The sequence below is a fragment of the Brevibacterium sp. genome (genome assembly GCF_031179145.1).
GTDB lineage: Bacteria > Actinomycetota > Actinomycetes > Actinomycetales > Brevibacteriaceae > Brevibacterium.
The window spans coordinates 70,985-88,416 of sequence record NZ_JAPSIB010000002.1 but is presented as its reverse complement, the minus strand read 5'-3'; the positions used below and the strand labels follow the sequence as shown (position 1 = coordinate 88,416).

General features: G+C 67.4%; 17 protein-coding genes and 3 tRNA genes. 13 read left to right on the top strand and 7 right to left on the bottom strand.

The annotated features are described in order from the left end of the window. Nucleotides 1-5 precede the first annotated feature (5 nt). Nucleotides 6-494 carry a tripartite tricarboxylate transporter TctB family protein gene (locus tag RIT73_RS02405; RefSeq protein WP_309130452.1) on the top strand — a complete coding sequence of 163 codons (489 nt, stop codon included), beginning with the start codon at nt 6-8 and terminating at the stop codon, nt 492-494. Next, on the top strand, nt 495-2,018 hold the full coding sequence (locus RIT73_RS02400; RefSeq protein WP_309130451.1) for a tripartite tricarboxylate transporter permease: 1,524 nt from the start codon (nt 495-497) through the stop codon (nt 2,016-2,018). Here RIT73_RS02400 and RIT73_RS02395 read toward each other — a convergent pair. After that, on the bottom strand, nt 2,009-2,500 hold the full coding sequence (locus RIT73_RS02395) for a YajQ family cyclic di-GMP-binding protein (RefSeq protein WP_309130450.1): 492 nt from the start codon (nt 2,498-2,500) through the stop codon (nt 2,009-2,011). The genes RIT73_RS02400 and RIT73_RS02395 overlap by 10 nt on opposite strands. A 164-nt stretch (nt 2,501-2,664) precedes the next feature. Here RIT73_RS02395 and RIT73_RS02390 point away from each other — a divergent pair. After that, nucleotides 2,665-2,746 (top strand) — tRNA-Tyr (locus RIT73_RS02390). A 109-nt stretch (nt 2,747-2,855) separates the two neighbouring features. Here RIT73_RS02390 and RIT73_RS02385 read toward each other — a convergent pair. From RIT73_RS02385 to RIT73_RS02375, 3 genes are all read right to left on the bottom strand, one after another. Then, complete coding sequence (locus RIT73_RS02385) at nt 2,856-3,818, bottom strand: alpha/beta hydrolase (protein ID WP_309130449.1); 963 nt, start codon at nt 3,816-3,818, stop codon at nt 2,856-2,858. A gap of 101 nt (nt 3,819-3,919) precedes the next feature. Further along, a complete protein-coding gene (locus RIT73_RS02380; RefSeq protein ID WP_309130448.1) occupies nt 3,920-5,143 on the bottom strand; it encodes a M20 family metallopeptidase in 1,224 nt (407 codons plus the stop codon). After that, nucleotides 5,140-6,312, bottom strand: coding sequence for a hypothetical protein (locus RIT73_RS02375; RefSeq protein ID WP_309130447.1), 1,173 nt, complete (start codon nt 6,310-6,312; stop codon nt 5,140-5,142). Before RIT73_RS02375 ends, RIT73_RS02380 begins: the two co-directional genes overlap by 4 nt. Before the next feature lie 241 nt (nt 6,313-6,553). On the opposite strand from RIT73_RS02375, the gene RIT73_RS02370 reads away from it, so the two are divergent. The 3 genes from RIT73_RS02370 (at nt 6,554) to RIT73_RS02360 (ending at nt 7,647) form a co-directional block, all read left to right on the top strand. Then, entirely contained in the window at nt 6,554-7,354 is an 801-nt protein-coding gene (locus RIT73_RS02370; protein WP_309130446.1) for a glycerophosphodiester phosphodiesterase family protein, read from the top strand. Between the two features lie 113 nt (nt 7,355-7,467). Next, nucleotides 7,468-7,540, top strand: a tRNA-Thr gene (locus RIT73_RS02365). Between the two features lie 33 nt (nt 7,541-7,573). After that, nucleotides 7,574-7,647, top strand: a tRNA-Met gene (locus tag RIT73_RS02360). A 61-nt stretch (nt 7,648-7,708) separates the two neighbouring features. On the opposite strand, the gene RIT73_RS02355 is transcribed toward RIT73_RS02360, so the two are convergent. Beyond that, complete coding sequence (locus RIT73_RS02355; protein ID WP_309130445.1) at nt 7,709-8,806, bottom strand: NAD(P)/FAD-dependent oxidoreductase; 1,098 nt, start codon at nt 8,804-8,806, stop codon at nt 7,709-7,711. Beyond that, on the bottom strand, nt 8,803-10,158 hold the full coding sequence (locus RIT73_RS02350) for an FAD-dependent oxidoreductase (protein WP_375294968.1): 1,356 nt from the start codon (nt 10,156-10,158) through the stop codon (nt 8,803-8,805). Before RIT73_RS02350 ends, RIT73_RS02355 begins: the two co-directional genes overlap by 4 nt. Nucleotides 10,159-10,245: 87 nt before the next feature. Between RIT73_RS02350 and RIT73_RS02345 the strand changes: the two genes are divergently transcribed. Next, nucleotides 10,246-10,593, top strand: coding sequence for a metalloregulator ArsR/SmtB family transcription factor (locus RIT73_RS02345; RefSeq protein WP_309130443.1), 348 nt, complete (start codon nt 10,246-10,248; stop codon nt 10,591-10,593). 48 nt (nt 10,594-10,641) lie between these two features. Here the strand turns inward: RIT73_RS02345 and RIT73_RS02340 are convergent, their stop codons facing one another. Then, complete coding sequence (locus tag RIT73_RS02340) at nt 10,642-11,016, bottom strand: TraR/DksA C4-type zinc finger protein (RefSeq protein ID WP_309130442.1); 375 nt, start codon at nt 11,014-11,016, stop codon at nt 10,642-10,644. A 39-nt stretch (nt 11,017-11,055) separates the two neighbouring features. On the opposite strand from RIT73_RS02340, the gene RIT73_RS02335 reads away from it, so the two are divergent. The 6 genes from RIT73_RS02335 to RIT73_RS02310 all read left to right on the top strand — a co-directional run bounded on the left by RIT73_RS02335 (nt 11,056) and on the right by RIT73_RS02310 (nt 17,431). Further along, the gene (locus RIT73_RS02335) at nt 11,056-11,883 is read left to right on the top strand and encodes an aldo/keto reductase (protein WP_309130441.1); all 828 of its coding nucleotides are present in this window, start codon (nt 11,056-11,058) and stop codon (nt 11,881-11,883) included. Next, nucleotides 11,883-12,620: a sirohydrochlorin chelatase gene (locus RIT73_RS02330; RefSeq protein WP_309130440.1), complete on the top strand. Its 738-nt coding sequence runs from the start codon at nt 11,883-11,885 to the stop codon at nt 12,618-12,620. Before RIT73_RS02335 ends, RIT73_RS02330 begins: the two co-directional genes overlap by 1 nt. Before the next feature lie 155 nt (nt 12,621-12,775). Further along, nucleotides 12,776-14,491, top strand: a complete 1,716-nt coding sequence (locus RIT73_RS02325) for a nitrite/sulfite reductase (protein WP_309130439.1) — start codon at nt 12,776-12,778, stop codon at nt 14,489-14,491. Then, entirely contained in the window at nt 14,488-15,204 is a 717-nt protein-coding gene (locus RIT73_RS02320; protein WP_309130438.1) for a phosphoadenylyl-sulfate reductase, read from the top strand. The genes RIT73_RS02325 and RIT73_RS02320 overlap by 4 nt, the downstream gene beginning before the upstream one ends. Beyond that, nucleotides 15,201-16,121 carry a sulfate adenylyltransferase subunit CysD gene (gene cysD, locus RIT73_RS02315; protein WP_309130437.1) on the top strand — a complete coding sequence of 307 codons (921 nt, stop codon included), beginning with the start codon at nt 15,201-15,203 and terminating at the stop codon, nt 16,119-16,121. Before RIT73_RS02320 ends, cysD begins: the two co-directional genes overlap by 4 nt. After that, the gene (locus RIT73_RS02310; protein ID WP_309130436.1) at nt 16,121-17,431 is read left to right on the top strand and encodes a GTP-binding protein; all 1,311 of its coding nucleotides are present in this window, start codon (nt 16,121-16,123) and stop codon (nt 17,429-17,431) included. The genes cysD and RIT73_RS02310 overlap by 1 nt, the downstream gene beginning before the upstream one ends. Nucleotide 17,432 lies beyond the last annotated feature (1 nt).

Sequence of the window (17,432 nt, the reverse complement as noted above, 5' to 3'; positions counted from 1 at the left end):
AGGCAGTGACACCGAAGAAGCGCGTCGAACTTCTGTTCGCCGCGTTTCTTCTCATCGTGGGCATCGTCGTGTTCCTCAACGCCTCGACACTCGAGGTGTCCTACTCCCAAGCCGATCCGGTCGGGCCCAAGGCAGTCCCGTATCTGGTGGCCGGGCTCCTGGTCGTCTCGAGCCTCGCTCTGGCGGTCACCGTGATGCGCGGCAACCTCGCGCAGGGGGAGGAGGGTGAGGACGTGGACCTCAGCCACCCGTCGGACTGGAAGACTCTGGTGCCCCTGGTGGCGATCGTCATCGTCAACATCCTCCTCATCGACTGGGCCGGCTGGGTGATCTCGGGGACGATCCTGTTCTTCGGATGCGTCGTCGCTCTGGGAGGCAGGCGCTATGTGCTCACCCTCGTCATCTCCCTGCTCCTGGCGCTGGGGTCCTTCTACGGCTTCTACCTGGGACTGGGCATCGCGCTGCCGGCGGGACTCCTGGAAGGAGTGCTCTAGATGGACACTCTCAATCTCCTCGCCGAGGGATTCGCCTCGGCGCTGACGCCGCTCAACCTGCTGTTCGCCTTCGTCGGCGTCATGCTGGGAACCGCTGTCGGTGTCCTGCCCGGCATCGGCCCGGCCATGGCTGTGGCGCTGCTGCTGCCGCTGACATACGGGATGGAGCCGACGGGTGCGCTCATCATGTTCGCCGGCATCTACTACGGCGGAATGTACGGCGGGTCGACGACCTCGATCCTGCTCAACACTCCCGGTGAGTCCGCGACCGTCATCACAGCCATCGAGGGCCACAAGATGGCGAAGGCCGGACGAGCCGCGCAGGCACTGGCGACCGCGGCGATCGGTTCATTCATCGCCGGGACCATCGGCACCGCGCTGCTCGTGGCATTCGCTCCGCTCGTCGTGAAGTTCGCGGTCAGCCTCGGCGCTCCCAGCTACCTGGCGATCATGGTCCTGGCGCTGATCGCGGTGACCGCGGTGCTCGGGTCGTCGAAGATCCGGGGATTCGCTGCCTTGGGGCTGGGGCTTGCGCTCGGTCTCGTCGGCATGGATCCCGTCTCGGGCCAGAACCGCCTCACCTTCGGGTGGGCGCCGCTGGTCGATGGACTCGACATCGTCGTCGTGGCTGTCGCGATCTTCGCGATCGGGGAGGCCCTGTGGATCGCCGCTCACCTGCGCAGGACTCCGATGCGCACCATTCCGGTCGGCCGTCCGTGGATGGGCAAGGAGGACTGGAAGCGGTCGTGGAAACCCTGGCTGCGCGGCACCGCCTTCGGGTTCCCATTCGGTGCGCTGCCGGCTGGCGGGGCAGAAGTCCCGACGTTCCTGTCCTACGTGACCGAGAAGAAGCTGTCGAAGCATCCCGAGGAATTCGGGCACGGGGCCATCGAAGGCGTGGCTGGACCGGAAGCGGCCAACAACGCCTCGGCCGCCGGCACGCTGACTCCGATGCTCACCTTGGGTCTGCCGACCAATGCGACGGCCGCTGTCATGCTGGCAGCTCTCGTCCAGTACGGGATCCAGCCGGGACCGCTGCTGTTCGAGAACGAGCCGGCCCTCGTCTGGACGATGATCGCCAGTCTGTTCATCGGCAACACGATGCTGCTGCTCATCAACCTGCCCCTGGCCCCGGCCTGGGCGAAGCTGCTGAAGATCCCGCGCCCGTTCCTCTACGCGGGGATCCTGTTCTTCGCGACTCTCGGGGCGTACGCGGTCAACCTGCAGACGGCGGACCTGGTGCTGCTGCTCGGCATCGGAATCCTCGGTTTCGCGCTCCGGCGCTTCGGGCTGCCGGTGCTTCCGCTCATCCTCGGCGTCATCCTCGGGCCGATGATCGAGACCCAGCTGCGGCAGAGCCTGCAGCTGTCAGCCGGCAGCGTCTCCGGTCTGTGGAGTGAGCCGGTGGCCGTGGTCGTCTACCTCATCGTCGTGCTGGTGCTCGCGTTCCCGCTGGTCTGGAAACTGGTCCGCCGCTACCGTCCGGCGTCGTCGCCTGCGTCCGCCGAGGTGTCTCAGCGGTAGTTCGTGAACTGCAGGTCGACGTCGAGATCCTTGCCCTTGAGAAGCGCGATGACCTCCTGGAGGTCGTCGCGCTTCTTCGAGCTCACGCGCAGCTCATCGCCCTGGATCTGGGCCTTGACTCCCTTGGGTCCCTCGTCGCGGATGATCTTCGAGATCTTCTTCGCGTTCTCTTTGTCGATGCCCTCCTTGATGGTCGCCTCCTGGCGGTACTCCTTGCCGGAGGGATAGGGATCACCGAGGTCGAGGGACTTGAGTGAGATGCCTCGCTTGACCAGCTTCGACTGGAACACGTCGAGGATCGCTGCGACCCGGTCGTCGCTGCTGGCCTTCATCAGCACCTTCTCGCCGCTCCAGGCGATCGAGGCATCCGTGCCACGGAAGTCGTAGCGGGAGTTGATCTCCTTGGCTGCCTGGTTGAGCGCGTTGTCGGCCTCCTGCCGGTCGACCTTGCTGACGATGTCGAACGATGACTCGCTGGCCACGGATACTCCTTCGATTGGGCGGACCTCTTGCATTTCTGGTCCTCAAGTCTAGTCGAGACCCGCAAATGTGATCTGCGTCCAAAAATGGCGTGGGGCCCGGATTCTCTTTTGGAAATCGGCGAAAGTCCTAGTATTCTTTTTCGAGTGCCCAGCGCACGAATCCCGGCAGATTGCCCGAGCGGCCAAAGGGAGCTGACTGTAAATCAGCCGGCATTGCCTTCGCAGGTTCGAATCCTGCATCTGCCACGGGAACGAAGAAGCCCTGTGATCGGCGGAAACGTTGATCACAGGGCTTCTTTCATGTCTGCTTCTTCCATATCCAAGGCACTGTGCCCTCGGCGGGAGTGAGCGGTCGTCATTCCGCCAGCTGGTTCGCAACTTCCGAGATGGCCTCACGGAGGTCCGAGATCCCAGGCTCTTCGATCGGAAAGTGACCGCATTCGCGGAGGACGACGACAGTGCTCCCATCCGATGTTCGCTGCGCCACGCGCAGGCTGAGGGACAGCGGCGTCCAGTCATCCAGCTCCGGGTGGGCAAGGGTGAGAGGTGTTCGCATCTTCTCGGGAGCGACATGCCGATACTGCAGGTACGAGGCGAGGAATCCCAGCGGGACACGCGCTCCGCCTCCCGCTGGGTCGGCGGCGCAGAGCTTCGACAGTTGGGGATCTCGGCTCATCTTCGACATCTTCGCCACCAGCGCCATCGGAACCATCGCCCCCCTCAGTGGACCGCGGACGAGGGACGCCAACGGACCGGCCGCGGCCCCCAGCCGTCCGTAGCGGGTCATGTGCGCTCGGGCCCGAGGGTCCCTGGGATCGAGCAGGCAGGTGGCGACGACTGCGGCCACGTGGGAGGACCGTGCGGCGACTTCATACGCGAGCATCCCACCCATGCTCGCACCGAGCAGAATCAGCGGCCGGCCGTCGTTCTCGGCGGCAACCAGGTCGCCGAGCAGCCGGACCCAGTCGTCGTAACGCACTCCCCGCGGATCCCGCGAGATCGTGCGGCCGTACAAGGGCAGATCGAGCGTTGTGACATCGAGACCGTCCTCGGCCAGCAGCGCAGCCAGGGGCCACAGGGCGCCGCTGTGACCGCCCGCGCCGTGGACGACGAGCAGCCGTGCCGCGGCCTGCGGCCGCCGTGCCCGCGCGATGTGGACATCATGATCGCCCCATGTCCACAACGACTCCTCTGGGGCCAGACTCGCAGCCCGTCGTCGCTCGGAAGGGAGGAATGCGATCGTCCTCTCCGCGCTCGAGGACGCCATCGTCCGCGGCGACTTCGCCGGCTTCAACGCACGCGTGCGGGCGGCAGCCATTGACCTGCGCCAAGGTCCTCCCGTCTTCACCCCGCCTCGCATTGTCGAGGCGGAGGTGGCGCACTGGCGCGAGCGACGCAGGGAGTGAACTGAACCGCGCCTCAGGCGCCGGCCGGACCTGTGCGGCGCAGCCGCTCGATCGCCAGGTGCGCCAGCAGCGCGGCCTGATCGCCGAGCACGGAGTCGTCGAAGACGACGAACGGGGAGTGGTTGTTCCCCTGCCTCTCCGCGGGCACGTCCGTGCGCTCGGCCCCGAGCATCATGTACGTGCCCGGCACCTCCTGGAGGACGAACGAGAAGTCCTCGCTGGGCATGATCGGCTGCGCGGCGACCTCAACCCTCTCGGGACCGAGCAGCCCTCGCAGCTCCTCGAGCACCCATGCGGTCTCGGCGTCGTCGTTGACCGTCACCGGGTACTTCACCTCGAAGTCCACCTCGGCGGTGCAGCCATGGGCCTCCGCGATGCCCCGGGCCAGACGCTGCGACTGCGTGCGCACGATGTCGACGGACTCCGGCGAGAGGGTGCGGACCGTGGCCCCCAGGGACGCCGAGGCGGGGATGACGTTGATCGCGTCACCAGCTCGCAGCTGGGTGACGGACAGGGCGATCGGATCGAAGACGTCGATGCGCCGGCTGACCATGTTCTGCAGGGCCGTGACGAGTTCGGCCAGCGCGGGGACAGGGTCGACGGCGGTCTGCGGCTGGGATCCGTGCCCGCCGCGGCCGTGGATGGTGACGTGCAGTTCGTTCGCCCCGGCTTGCAGTGTGCCCGGCTTCGTCGACACGACTCCGCGCTCGCCGACGTGGACGTGCACTCCATAGGCCGCGCTCACGCGTGGACCGGCGGCGTCGAGGACTCCCTCCGCGATCATCACCGAGGCACCGTTGTACCCCTCCTCGCCGGGCTGGAACATGAACACGATGTCACCGGTGAGCTCTGCGCGCCGGGCGTGGAGGAGCCTGGCCGCACCGACGAGCCCTGCCGTGTGCAGGTCGTGGCCGCAGGCGTGCATCATCCCGTTCCTCGCCCGGAACGGCTCGTCCGTGAGCTCTTCGACGGGCAGCGCGTCCATGTCTCCGCGCAGCAGCACCGCCGGTGCCCCCGCGCGGGCTCGTGCTGGATGTGTGCCCCGCAGCACCGCCACCACCGAGGTGGTCCCCGTCCCCGTGCTCACTTCGAGATCCAGTCCGGTGAGCGCCTCAAGGACCATCGCCTGGGTGCGGGGGAGGTCGAGGCCGACTTCGGGCTCCGCGTGGAGCTGCCGGCGCAGGGTCTGCAGTTCGGGCAGGAGTTCGGCCGCCTCGGCGAGGAGATCCGGTCTCACAGCAATCCGACCAGGACGCTGGCGATGACGATGGAGCCGCTGCTGACGGCGGTGAAGCCGCCGACGAGCATCGGTGGCAGCATGACGTTGAGGAGGGCTTCCTTCTCGTCCCGGTCGCGGCCCACCGAGCGGGCGACCTCATGGGTGAGCAGGTAGTCGGCGGGGAAGCCGTACATCGCCGTCAGTGCCACAGACATGCCCAGGGGAGCTCTCCAGTGCAGCAGCTTCGTCGCGAGGAGACCACCGATGACGATGCCCGTGCCGCCGATGACGAGGATCGTGAGCGTGGGCAGGAACGCAGTGATGACGTCCTGCACCGAGGCGGTGACCAGGGGAGCCATGACGATGGCGATGACGCCGGCCATGGCGATGCCGAAGGAGCTCGACTTCTCCATCACCCGTTCCGGCGTCAGTCCGATGGTCGTCGAGGCGATGCCGAGGATGAGGGCGAGGATCGAGGCGGGAATGTGGGTCGGGATCGCCAGAAGTGTGGCGGCCGAACCGCCGACGAGGATCGCGAAGAGCATGAACAGCTGGTTGTCGACGAGATAGTGGGGGAGGGTGACGAGTTTCTTCTTGCTCGCAGCCACCTCCTCGTCCCGGTGATGCTGGAGGGCGAGGGCGTGGAGCTCGCCGCTGTCGCGCAGCTTCGTGGCGAACCGGCGGAGGAGGAAGTTCGTCAGCGGCATCGACGGCAGGGACTGGAGCATGAGCACCAGCGCCGGGAGGACGATGACCGCCGAGGCCGCTCCTGTGGCGGTCAGGCCCTCCGTGGTCAGGCTGGTTGCGACGATGCCGCCGGCCAAGGGCCCGGCCCCGGCGACGAAGGTCTCGAAGCCGAACAGCGGGGCGACGACGAGGAGGAGCAGGAGGACGGCGACGAGCATGCCGGAGACCGTGATGATCACGGAGCGCCACTGCTTGAGCATTGTGCGCAGGGGGATCAGCGACCCCATGTGGAAGAGCAGCGGCGCCACGAGGATCGTGTAGATCTGCACGAGCATCGAATCGTCGACGACCGAGGTCGGGACGACGCCGATCTTGGCGAAGATGAAGATTCCCAGCATCGCCACGAGCAGGCTGGGGATGCGGGCCTTGGACCAGATCGACACCAGTTCGCCGAGGGCGATGAAGGCGAGGATGACGGCGGCGGCGAATATCGCTTCCATGGGTGACCTTTCGAAGAAGTCATTGGTCGCAAGTCTCGGTTCCCTGGCTTCACCGGCAAGATTCCCAGGCTTCGCTGGAAGAGGAGAAGAAACTCGTTGGGGTAGAGGCTATTGCCTGCATACGCCATATGACCATGTGCTTCTCAGAATCCAAGACGCGGGAGGGGAGGTTCTGAGGGCATCACAGAGATGAAGCGGCAGAGCAGCGCAGGGGCGAACCGGCAGGGCATAGTGTGGGTGTATGAGTTTTCGTCAGTTCCTGCTCGAACGAGGAATCAGCGAGCGGCCCGGCACGACCACCCGCCCGCTCGTCATCGCCCATCGGGGCTATTCGGCGGTGGTTCCCGAGAACAGTCTGGCCGCCGTCGACGCCGCGCGAGCACTGGATGTCGACTTCATCGAGATCGACGCCTCGACGAGCGCCGACGGCGTGCCGATCGTCCTTCATGACCCCGACCTCGACCGGACGACGAACCGGAAGGGTCCCGTCGTCAACCTCACCGCCGAGGAGCTCTCCTTCGTCGACGCGGGCTCGTGGATGGGGCCAGGCTACACCGGGATCAGGATCCCGACGCTGGCCGCCGTGATGCGCAGCTTCCAGCACCACGGCGGTGAGCTCCTCCTCGAGCTCAAAGGGGAGTGGTCGCCAGGTGCGGTGGCCCGGATCTCCGAGCTCGTTGTCGAGACGGGGACCGCCGACCGGATGGTGGTCCAGTCGTTCCGCACCGAGACCCTGGCCGCCTGTCGCGACCTCCTGCCCATGGTCGCCCGGTTCCTGCTCCGGATGGTGCCACGGCCCGAGGACATCGAGATCGCCAGGGAACTCGGCGCCGTGGCAGTCAACCCCTCGTACAAGGGATTCACGATGCGCAAGTCCGTCGTCTCCGAGATCCGGGACAACGACCTCGGCGTGTTCGTCTGGACCGTCGATGCGATGAACAAATGGCGCGAGCTCCTCGACGCCGAGGTCGACGGTGTCATCACCAATCATCCGGGCAGGCTCCAGGGGTACCTCGCGAGCCGCTTCGACCCGGTGCGCTGACCGCTTCGACCCGGTGCGCCAGGCGGTGCTGCGGACATCGGCGAACCTGTGACGGACGTCACCGGAGACCGATTTGCCCTGTTCGCATCCGAGCGTGTAAATTCTTACCTGTTGCCCCGATAGCTCAGTCGGCAGAGCATCTCCATGGTAAGGAGAAGGTCAAGGGTTCGATTCCCTTTCGGGGCTCTCGTGCCGCGTGAAAACGGCACACGATATCGAGGCGGGGTAGCTCAGCTGGTTAGAGCGCACGACTCATAATCGTGAGGTCGGGAGATCGAGCCTCCCTCCCGCTACTCGAGTCGGAAGAACCTCCACCCAATGGGTGGGGGTTCTTCTCATTCACGATCTCTCCGGTCACCGGAACCGGCCGGTCCTCATCCGCAATGGCTGGCCGATCCTCGTCCGCCGCCGTTGGCCGGTCAACGCGCCGATGACGCCGAACGCATCGCGATGGACGCCGCGCAGCGTGTTCGACGAGATCGACCGTTGGAACTCCAGGCCGAGGTATCCCAGCCCGGGGCGGTCGGTTGAGATTCCGTGGCGATGTCGTGGCAGGCCGTACTCGTCGAGGACCCCGAGAGCGGACAGATAGGGCAGATGCGGTCGGTAGCCGGTCGCGAAGACCACCGAATCGACTCGTTCGTCTGCACCGTCGTCCCAAACCACGCCATCCGAGGTGAACGAGGAGAACAGTCGGCGCTGGTCCGGTCTCCCGGCGTCCACCGATTCGCGCAGCCGTCCGGAATCGATCACCGGAACGCCGGGTGCCAGGCGATTGATCACCACCGGCGGCAGGAAGTCGGCGCGGGTGCGCGCCAACCACCAGTGCAGATCACGGCCGCCGATCACCTGGGGTGCGAATCGGATCGGGCTGCGCACCGCCAGCGACGTTCGAGCGACCTCGGCGAGCTCGCAGCCGACCTGGACGGCGGAGTTGCCGGCTCCCACCACCAGCACTCGCTGCCCGGCGAATCTCTCGGGGGAGCGGTAGTCGGCGACGTGCAGAAGCCTCCCGCCATAGGAGTCCTGTCCGGGAAGGTGTGGAAGATGGGGGCGGGCGAATGACCCGGTCGCTGCGATCACCGCGTCGCCTGTCACCTGTCCGCCGTCGGCGAGTTCGGCGACGAAGCCGGGGCCATCGACGGTGACTGCAAGGACGCGAGCACCGGTGCGCACCTCGATGCCGAGCCGATCGGCATAGCCGCGCAGGAATGCGGCGACCTCGTCGCGGCTCGGATACCCTGCGGGATCACCCGGGAAGGGGCGCCCGGGAAAGCCGCAGAAGCGACGGGGCGAGAACAGCCGCAGACTGTCGTAATAGCGTGGCCACGAGCCCTCGGTCGCCGGTCCCGCTTCGAGGACCAGGGGATCCCACCCGCTCTCGAGCCCGGCGCGGGCCGCAGCCAGCCCCGACTGGCCGCCGCCGATGATGAGAAGGCGGCCGCGACTCATCGTGGCCTCCCCGAATCGAGCCGGATGGTCCGAGGTCCCGGTGTGCAGCATGAGCTCTCGATCTCCGTCGGGGCGTCCAGGACCTCCGTCGGGGCGGCGAGGGACTCCGTCGGCGCGTCGAACTGGCCGGAGCCGCCACAGACGCCGGTGTCGGGGAGGACGAGGTCGACGCGTTCGGCCGCTTCCCGATCGCCGGCGAGCTCCGCGACGACGCTGCGCACCTGCTCGTACCCGGTGAGGGCGAGGAATGTCGGTGCTCGTCCGTAGGATTTCGCCCCGACGATGTAGAAGCCCGGCTCCGGGTGGGCGAGATCGGCGGCGCCGGTCGCGCGAACCGATCCGCAGGAGTGCATGTTCGGGTCGACTTCGAGGGCCACCTTCGGCGGCGCCTGGAGTCGGGGATCGAGGTTCAGGCGCACTTCGGACAGGAAGGACAGGTCCGGTCGGAATCCTGTCAGTGCGAAGACTTTGTCGGCTTCAGCGATCCTGCGGCCGTCCTCGGCGACCATGACGGCGCGCTCACCGGCGAGCTCGACCTCCGCGGTGCGGAAACCGGTGACCAGGTCCACGAGGCCGTCGTCGACGGCCTTCTTCGCCCGCTGCCCCAGTGCGCCGCGCTCGGGCAGCTCGTCGGCGGCGCCGCCGCCGAAGGCAGTGGCGACCGATTCGCGGCGGAGAACCCACGTCACCCGCGTGTGAGGATCGCGCTCGACCGCACGGGCGAACAGGCCGATGGCAGTTGCCGCCGAGTGGCCGCTTCCGATGACGACCGAGTGCCGCCCCGACAGCTGCGCTGCGTCGTCGATCGTTGGAATCGCGGAAACGAGCACACCGGCAGCGGCGGCGGCCGTCTCGCCCAGTGCGGGAAGCCCGTCGGCGCCCGCAGGGTTGGGGGAGCCCCAGGTGCCGGACGCGTCGATGACCGCGTCGGCCTCGATCCGCTCCTCGCCACCACCATCGCGGTCGAGGTGGATGGTGAACGGCTGCTTGGCGCGTCCCGAGTCGACAGTGAGATCGCGACTCTTCCGGCCGACGCCGACGACCCTCGTCCCGTAATGGACGTGCTCACCGAGGGCGTCGGCGAGTGGAGCGAGGTAGTTGTCGATCCATTGCCTTCCGGTCGGAATGGCGCCGGTCGGCTCCAACCACCCCGACTGCTCCAGCAGGCGCCGGGATGCGGCGTCCGTGAGCTCCGGCCACGGGGAGAACAGCCGCACATGAGCCCATTCGGCCACGGCCGACGCCGGGCTCGGGCCCGCTTCGAGGACGAGCGGGGTGAGCCCGCGCTCGAGCAGATGGGCAGCAGCTGCCAGGCCTTGGGGTCCGGCCCCGATGACGACGACGCGTTTCATGTCAACCTCCATACATTGATGTTCTTCAATGGATTGAAGTCTCTCCGACGTATCGACAAATGTCAATGGATGGGAGAGAATGGCAGCATGAATGCTGTCGACCACACCGCTCAGGCCGCGCCCTCCACCTCATCGTGCTGTGCTTCCGGTGAGGTCCTCGATGACGATGTCGCCCGCGATCTGGCGCGCGTATTCAAGGCGATGGGAGACCCGACCCGGGTCAAGCTGATGTCGATGATCGTCGGCAGCGGCACCGGCGAAATGTGCGTGTGCGACCTGACGGGCCCGGTGGGTCTGTCGCAGCCGACTGTCTCGCATCATATGAAGCTGCTCGTCGAAGCCGGCCTCGTGGCCAGGGAGCAGCGGGGACGATGGGCCTACTACCGGCCCACCACCGGAGTTCTCGCCGAGGCCGTGAAGGCGATCATCTCCTGATCGACGTCAGGGTTTCCGGCTCCCGCACCCTCACAGGTTCCCGCGCCCTCATCGTCGCTCGCTCGCGCACCTGATGCAGGTTCTCGCCATCGGCCGGGCCTGCAGGCGAACCAGGGCGATCGCCTCGCCGCAGGTTTCGCAGCGACCGAAGTCGTCGTCTGCGAACCGCTGCTCGGCCGCGGCGATCTCGGCCAGCTGCTCATGCGCCTCGGCGGCCAGGGTCTGGACCTGGGCCCGCTCATAGGCGATCGTCGACCCTTCCGGGTCGTGCTCGTCGTCGGTCGCCGTCTCCCTTGTCGCCTCGACGATCGAGCCGAAGTCGCGCTCGAGCGCGGCGATCCGGGCCTCGGTGGTCCGGCGCGCCTCGACGAGGAGGTGGCGGAGTTCACCGAGGTGGGGCAGTATGTCGTCGGGAGTCGCCATAGCCCTCAAGCCTAGCCCGGAAGCCGTTATCATGGCCGGATGATTCCGACGACCACTGTGGCATCCGGCGCGAGCATTCCCGTCCTCGGCCAGGGGACCTGGCACATCGGCGACGACCCTGGGCGCCGGTCCGAAGAGATCGCTGCCATCCGGGCGGGCATCGAGGCGGGCATGACGCTGGTCGACACCGCGGAGATGTACGGTTCGGGGCGCTCGGAGAACCTCGTCGGCGAGGCCATCGCGCCGGTGCGCGACGAGGTCTTCCTCGTCGACAAGGTCCTGCCGATGAACGCGGCGAAGCGCGGCACGATCGAAGCCTGCCAGCGGTCCCTCGACGTCCTCGGCACCGACTTCATCGACCTCTACCTCCTCCACTGGCCCGGCCCCCACCCGGAGGACGAGACGATCGAGGCCTTCGAGGAACTCATCGGCCGCGGCCTCATCGGCGCCTGGGGTGTGAGCAATTTCGACGCCGATGAGATCGTCGCCCTGCCCACCGCGCCGCAGGTCAACCAGATCCTCTACAACCCCTCCCGGCGCGGGCCCGAATTCGACCTCATCCCCGCCCATCGGCACTCACGCCCGCCGATCACCACCATGGCGTACTCGCCGATCGAACAGGGCCGCCTGCTCGATCATCCCGCTCTCGCCGAGGTGGCGCACCGCCACGACGCCACCGTCGCTCAGATCCTGCTGGCCTGGGCCATCCGCAGCGGCGACGTCGTCGCGATCCCGAAGGCCTCCTCCGTCGCGCACGTCGAGGCCAACGCCGAGGCGGCGGCACTGCGGCTGAGCGCTGACGACCTCGCCGACATCGACCGCGCATTCCCCGCACCGAGCTCGCCCCAGCCGCTCGAGATCCTCTGATGCCAACGTCTCCGCAGCCGTCGGTGGCCCTGATCTCGCACGGAACCGCGTCGCCGGAGGGCCAGAGGGTCATCGAGGCGCTCGCCGCAGCCGTCACCGTCGACCTCAGGCAGCGCGGCATCGCCGAGGAGGTCATGCTCGGTCACGTGGACGTCCAGACTCCCGATGTCGCCGAGGTGCTCTCCGCGCTGCCGGCCGATCGTCCTGTGATTCTCGTGCCCCTCCTGCTTTCCCCGGGCTACCATGTCCACGTCGACCTGACCGAGGCCCTGACCGCAGCAGGGGCGACCGGGCAGCCCGGTGCCCGCGACATCAGGATGAGCCCGACGCTCGGTCCCGACCCCCGGCTGGCCCGGATACTCGCCGACCGGCTGCCCGAGCTGCACGAGGACGACCACGTGGTCCTCGCTGCGGCAGGGTCGAGCGATGAGAGGGCCAACCTCGCCTGCCTCGAACTCGCCGATTCGCTCGCCGACGAGCTCGACCGGACCGTCGCCACCGGCTTCCACGCCGGCGGGGGAGCCCGATTGGCCGATATTGTTGAACAAAAACGGGCGCTCGGCGGGCGCGTCGTGCTCTCGAGCTACCTGCTCGCCCCCGGCTTCTTCCAGGATCTGGCGCAGCGGATCATCGCCGATTCGGACGACGTCCTGACCCTCCCGCTTCTGCATGAGGGCACGGGAACCCCGCCATTGCTGGTCGACATCGCCCGCGATCGTGTCCTGACATCTCTCTGACGTCTGCGTCAAGCCGGCCGTCTCGATTCGTCATCCACGTTCACATCGCTTCTCATGTCATCAAGTGACGCATTTTTCGAGATGGAGTTGTTGAGCAATCCGTTCTTCTTGTAGCGTGTCGTTTCAAAGCTTCACCGCAGCGTTTGGAGACGACCATGGCCACATCCGTGGAAGAGATACCCCCAAAGACAAGGGACAAGCGTCCTCCCCGCCCCAAGAAGTCCAATGGGCAATGGAAGGTCGACGGCACTGAACCGTTGAACAAAAATGAGATCGACAAGGCCGAGGACAACGGACTCAACGTGCGCGCCCGGATCGAGGAGGTCTACGCGAAGGGCGGATTCGCCTCGATCGACCCCGACGACCTGCACGGTCGCTTCCGGTGGTGGGGCCTCTACACCCAGCGCAAACCCGGCATCGACGGCGGACGCACCGCCACCCTCGAACCCCACGAGCTCGAGGACGAGTACTTCATGCTCCGCGTCCGCATCGACGGTGGCAAGCTCACCACCGAACAGCTGCGGACGATCGCCGAGATCTCCAATGACTTCGCCCGCGGCACCGCGGACCTCACCGACCGGCAGAACATCCAGCTCCACTGGGTCGAGATCGAGAACGTGCCCGAGATCTGGCGCCGCCTCGAAGCCGTCGGCCTGCAGACGACCGAAGCCTGCGGCGATGTCCCCCGTGTCATCCTCGGCTCCCCGGTGGCAGGAATCGCCGCCGACGAGCTCATCGACCCGACTCCCGCGATCGAGGAGATCTCCCGTCGCTACATCGGCGATGAGAGCCTCGCGAACCTGCCGCGGAAGTACAAGACCGCGATCACCGGCCACCCCAGCCAGGACGTCGTCCACGAGATCAACGACTGCTCCTTCGTCGCCGTCGAGCACCCCGAGCACGGCATCGGCTACGACCTCTGGGTCGGAGGCGCGCTCTCGACGGTGCCCCGCTTCGCCGAGCGCCTCGGCGCCTGGGTCGCCCCCGACCAAGTCGTCGAGACCTGGCTGGGCGTCACCGAGATCTTCCGTGACTACGGCTACCGGCGCCTGCGCAACAAGGCCAGGCTGAAGTTCCTCCTCGCCGACTGGGGTCCGGAGAAGTTCCGCGACATCCTCGAGACCGAATACCTCGGCTATCGCCTCGCCGACGGCCCGGCGCCGACGAAGCCCGTCACCGCCGGTGACCACGTCGGCATCCACCGGCAGGTCGACGGAAGGTACTACATCGGCGTCAGCCTCATCGCCGGCCGCGCCTCGGGCACTCTCCTGTCCCAGCTCGCGGACCTGGCGGAGCGGTTCGGGTCCACCCGGCTGCGCACCACTCCGCACCAGAAGGTGCTGCTGCTCGACATCGAGGAGAAAGACCTCGATGCGGTCGTCGCCGGGCTCGACGCGCTCGGGCTCTCGAGCCGCAAGGACCTGTTCCGCCGGTCGACGATGGCATGCACGGGCATCGAATTCTGCAAGCTCGCGATCGTCGAGACGAAGCAGACCGCCGCCGACGCCGTGGCCGTCCTCGAGGAACGGCTGGCCGGCATCGACCTGCCGCACCCGATCAGCCTCCACCTCAACGGCTGCCCGAACTCCTGCGCCCGCATCCAGACCGCTGACATCGGGCTCAAGGGTCAGCTCGTGACCACGGCCGAGGGGGAGCAGGTGCCCGGGTTCCAGGTCCACGTCGGCGGGGGACTGGCGTCGAGCGACCGGGACGAAGCCGGCCTCGGCCGTACCGTGCGCGGACTCAAGGTCACGGTCGACGAGCTCAATGACTATGTCGAGAAGCTCGTCCGTCGCTTCCTCGCCGGACGCGGCGACGACGAGACGTTCTCCCAGTGGGCCCACCGGGTCGAGGACGAGGAGCTGGTATGACCAAGCGAAGCATCGATGAGCTCAAGGCCATCGCCGAGGCAGGCGCGCGGGAACTCTCCGGGGACACTGACGCCGAGGCGAGCCCGGCCGACGTCATCCGCTGGGTGTCGCAGAACTTCGACACGTCCGCCTGCGCCGTCGCCTGCTCGATGGCCGACGCCGCGCTGCCTCACTTCGTCGCCCAGTACCTGCCCGGCGTCGACGTGCTCTTCCTCGACACCGGCTATCACTTCCCGGAGACCTACCGGACCCGTGACGTCGTGGCACAGAGCCTCGAGGTGCGCATCGTCGACGTCCTGCCCGAGCAGACGGTCGCAGACCAGGACGCCGAGTTCGGCTCCGAGCTCTTCGCCCGCGACCCGGGGCTGTGCTGCGCGCGCCGCAAGGTCGCACCCCTGCAGAAGTCCCTGGCCGGCTACGAACTCTGGTTCACCGGGGTTCGCCGGGAGGAGGCGCCCACCCGGGCGAACACTCCGCTCGTGACCTTCGACGCCAAGAACGGCCTGGTCAAGATCAACCCACTGGCGGCATGGACCTTCGACGACCTCCTCGACTACTCACGCGCCTTCGATGTGCCGGTCAATCCCCTGCTCAGCCAGGGTTACCCGTCCATCGGCTGCCAACCCTGCACCCGCCCCGTGGCCGAAGGAGAAGATCCCCGGGCCGGCCGGTGGGCAGGCTCCTCCAAGACAGAATGCGGACTTCACGTATGAGCATCGATCAGATCGACACCCGAGCACCACTGTCCACCCTCGACGCCCTCGAATCCGAGGCGATCCACATCATCCGTGAAGTCGTCGCCGAGTTCGAGAAGCCGGTCCTCCTGTTCTCCGGCGGCAAGGACTCCGTCACGGTCCTCCACCTGGCAGCCAAGGCATTCTGGCCCGCCAAGGTCCCGTTCGGGCTCCTCCACGTCGATTCGGGGCACAACTTCGACGAGATCCTCGACTTCCGCGACCGCACGGCGCAGAAGTACGGCATCGACCTGAGCGTGGCCAAGGTCCAGGACTACATCGACGACGGACGGCTGCGCGAACGCCCGGACGGCACCCGCAACGTCCTGCAGACCCAGCCCCTCATCGACGCGATCGCCGCGGGCGGCTACGACGCCGTATTCGGAGGAGCCCGCCGCGACGAGGACAAGGCCCGCGCCAAGGAGCGCATCCTGTCCCTGCGCGACGAATTCGGCCAGTGGGATCCGAACAACCAGCGCCCCGAACTGTGGAACCTCTACAACGGCCGCCACGTTCCCGGCGAGCACGTGCGCGTGTTCCCGATCTCGAACTTCACCGAGCTCGACGTGTGGAGCTACATCGCCCGGGAGAACATCGAACTCCCCTCGCTCTACTACGCCCATGAACGCGAGGTCTTCGAACGCGACGGCATGTGGTGGGCGACGGGGGAGTTCTCCGCGCCGCGGGAGGACGAGACCGTCGTGACCAAGTCGGTGCGCTACCGCACGGTCGGCGACATGAGCTGCACCGGAGCCGTGGCGTCCGAGGCGGCCGACATCGATGCCGTCCTCGCCGAGGTGGCTGTGACCACCGTGACCGAACGTGGCGCCACCCGCGCCGATGACAGGATCTCCGCCGCCGCGATGGAGGACCGGAAGAAGGACGGATACTTCTGATGACGACGACACCGACGACCACCCAGACGAAGACGCTGCTGCGCTTCGCCACTGCCGGCTCCGTCGACGACGGGAAGTCGACGCTCGTGGGCCGCCTGCTCCACGACGCCAAAGCGATCCTGGCCGACCAGCTCGAGTCCGTCACCCGGACCAGTGCCGAGCGCGGCTTCCTCGGCGGAGCCTTCGACTTCGCGCTGCTCACCGACGGCCTGCGGGCCGAACGCGAACAGGGCATCACGATCGACGTCGCCTACCGGTACTTCTCCACCGACCGGCGCTCGTTCATCCTCGCCGACTGCCCCGGCCACGTTCAGTACACCCGCAACATGGTCACCGGGGCCACCACCGCCGATGCCGTCGTCGTCCTCATCGACGCCCGCAACGGGGTCACCGAGCAGACGCGCCGGCACCTCACCGTGGTCCACCGCCTCGGCATCCGGCACGTCATCGTCGCGATCAACAAGATCGATCTCCTCGACTACGACCGGAACGCGTTCGCGGCCGTCGAAGCGGAGGTCGAATCCCTGACTGCCGAGATCGGCCTCGACACCGCTCATCTCATTCCCGTCTCGGCCCTGGCCGGGGACAACATCGTCGAACCCTCGGCCAACACCCCCTGGTACCACGGTCCGGCACTGCTCGAGCTCCTCGAGACCCTGCCGAGCAGCGAGGAGGACACCGCCGACCTCGAACCGTTCCGCCTCGACGTCCAGACCGTGATCCGCCCGCAGGGCGGGCTGGCCCCGGGCCTGGACCCGGAGAAGTTCCGGGACTACCGGGCCGTGGCCGGGCAGGTGACCGCGGGCCGGGTCAGCGTCGGTGACGAGATCGATGTCCACCCGGCCGGCCTGCGGACCACCGTCGTCGGCATCGACACCGCCGACGGCCCGCTCGAGACCGCCGGGGTGCCACTGTCGGTGGCCCTGCGTCTGGCCGACGACATCGACACCTCCCGGGGCAGCGTGCTGGCCGCGGCCGGCACCCTCCCGGTACCCCGGCGGATCATCCGCGCCGAGGTGTTCCCCTTCACCGCCGAAGGTCTGCGGACCGGGGACCGGGTGCTGGTCAAGGCCGGCACCGCCACGGTCAAGGGCATCGTCACCGTGGAGTCGAAGCGCAATCTCGACACCTCCGAACCGGAAGCCGCCGAGGTGCTCGCCGGCAACGACATCGGCATCGCCGAGGTGAAGCTGAGCGCCGAACTGCCTCTGGCCGACTACCGCACCCATGGCCGCAGCGGCGGATTCCTCGTCATCGACCCGCAGACCGGCGGCACCCTGGCCGCCGGCATCCACACCCCTGCCGACTGAC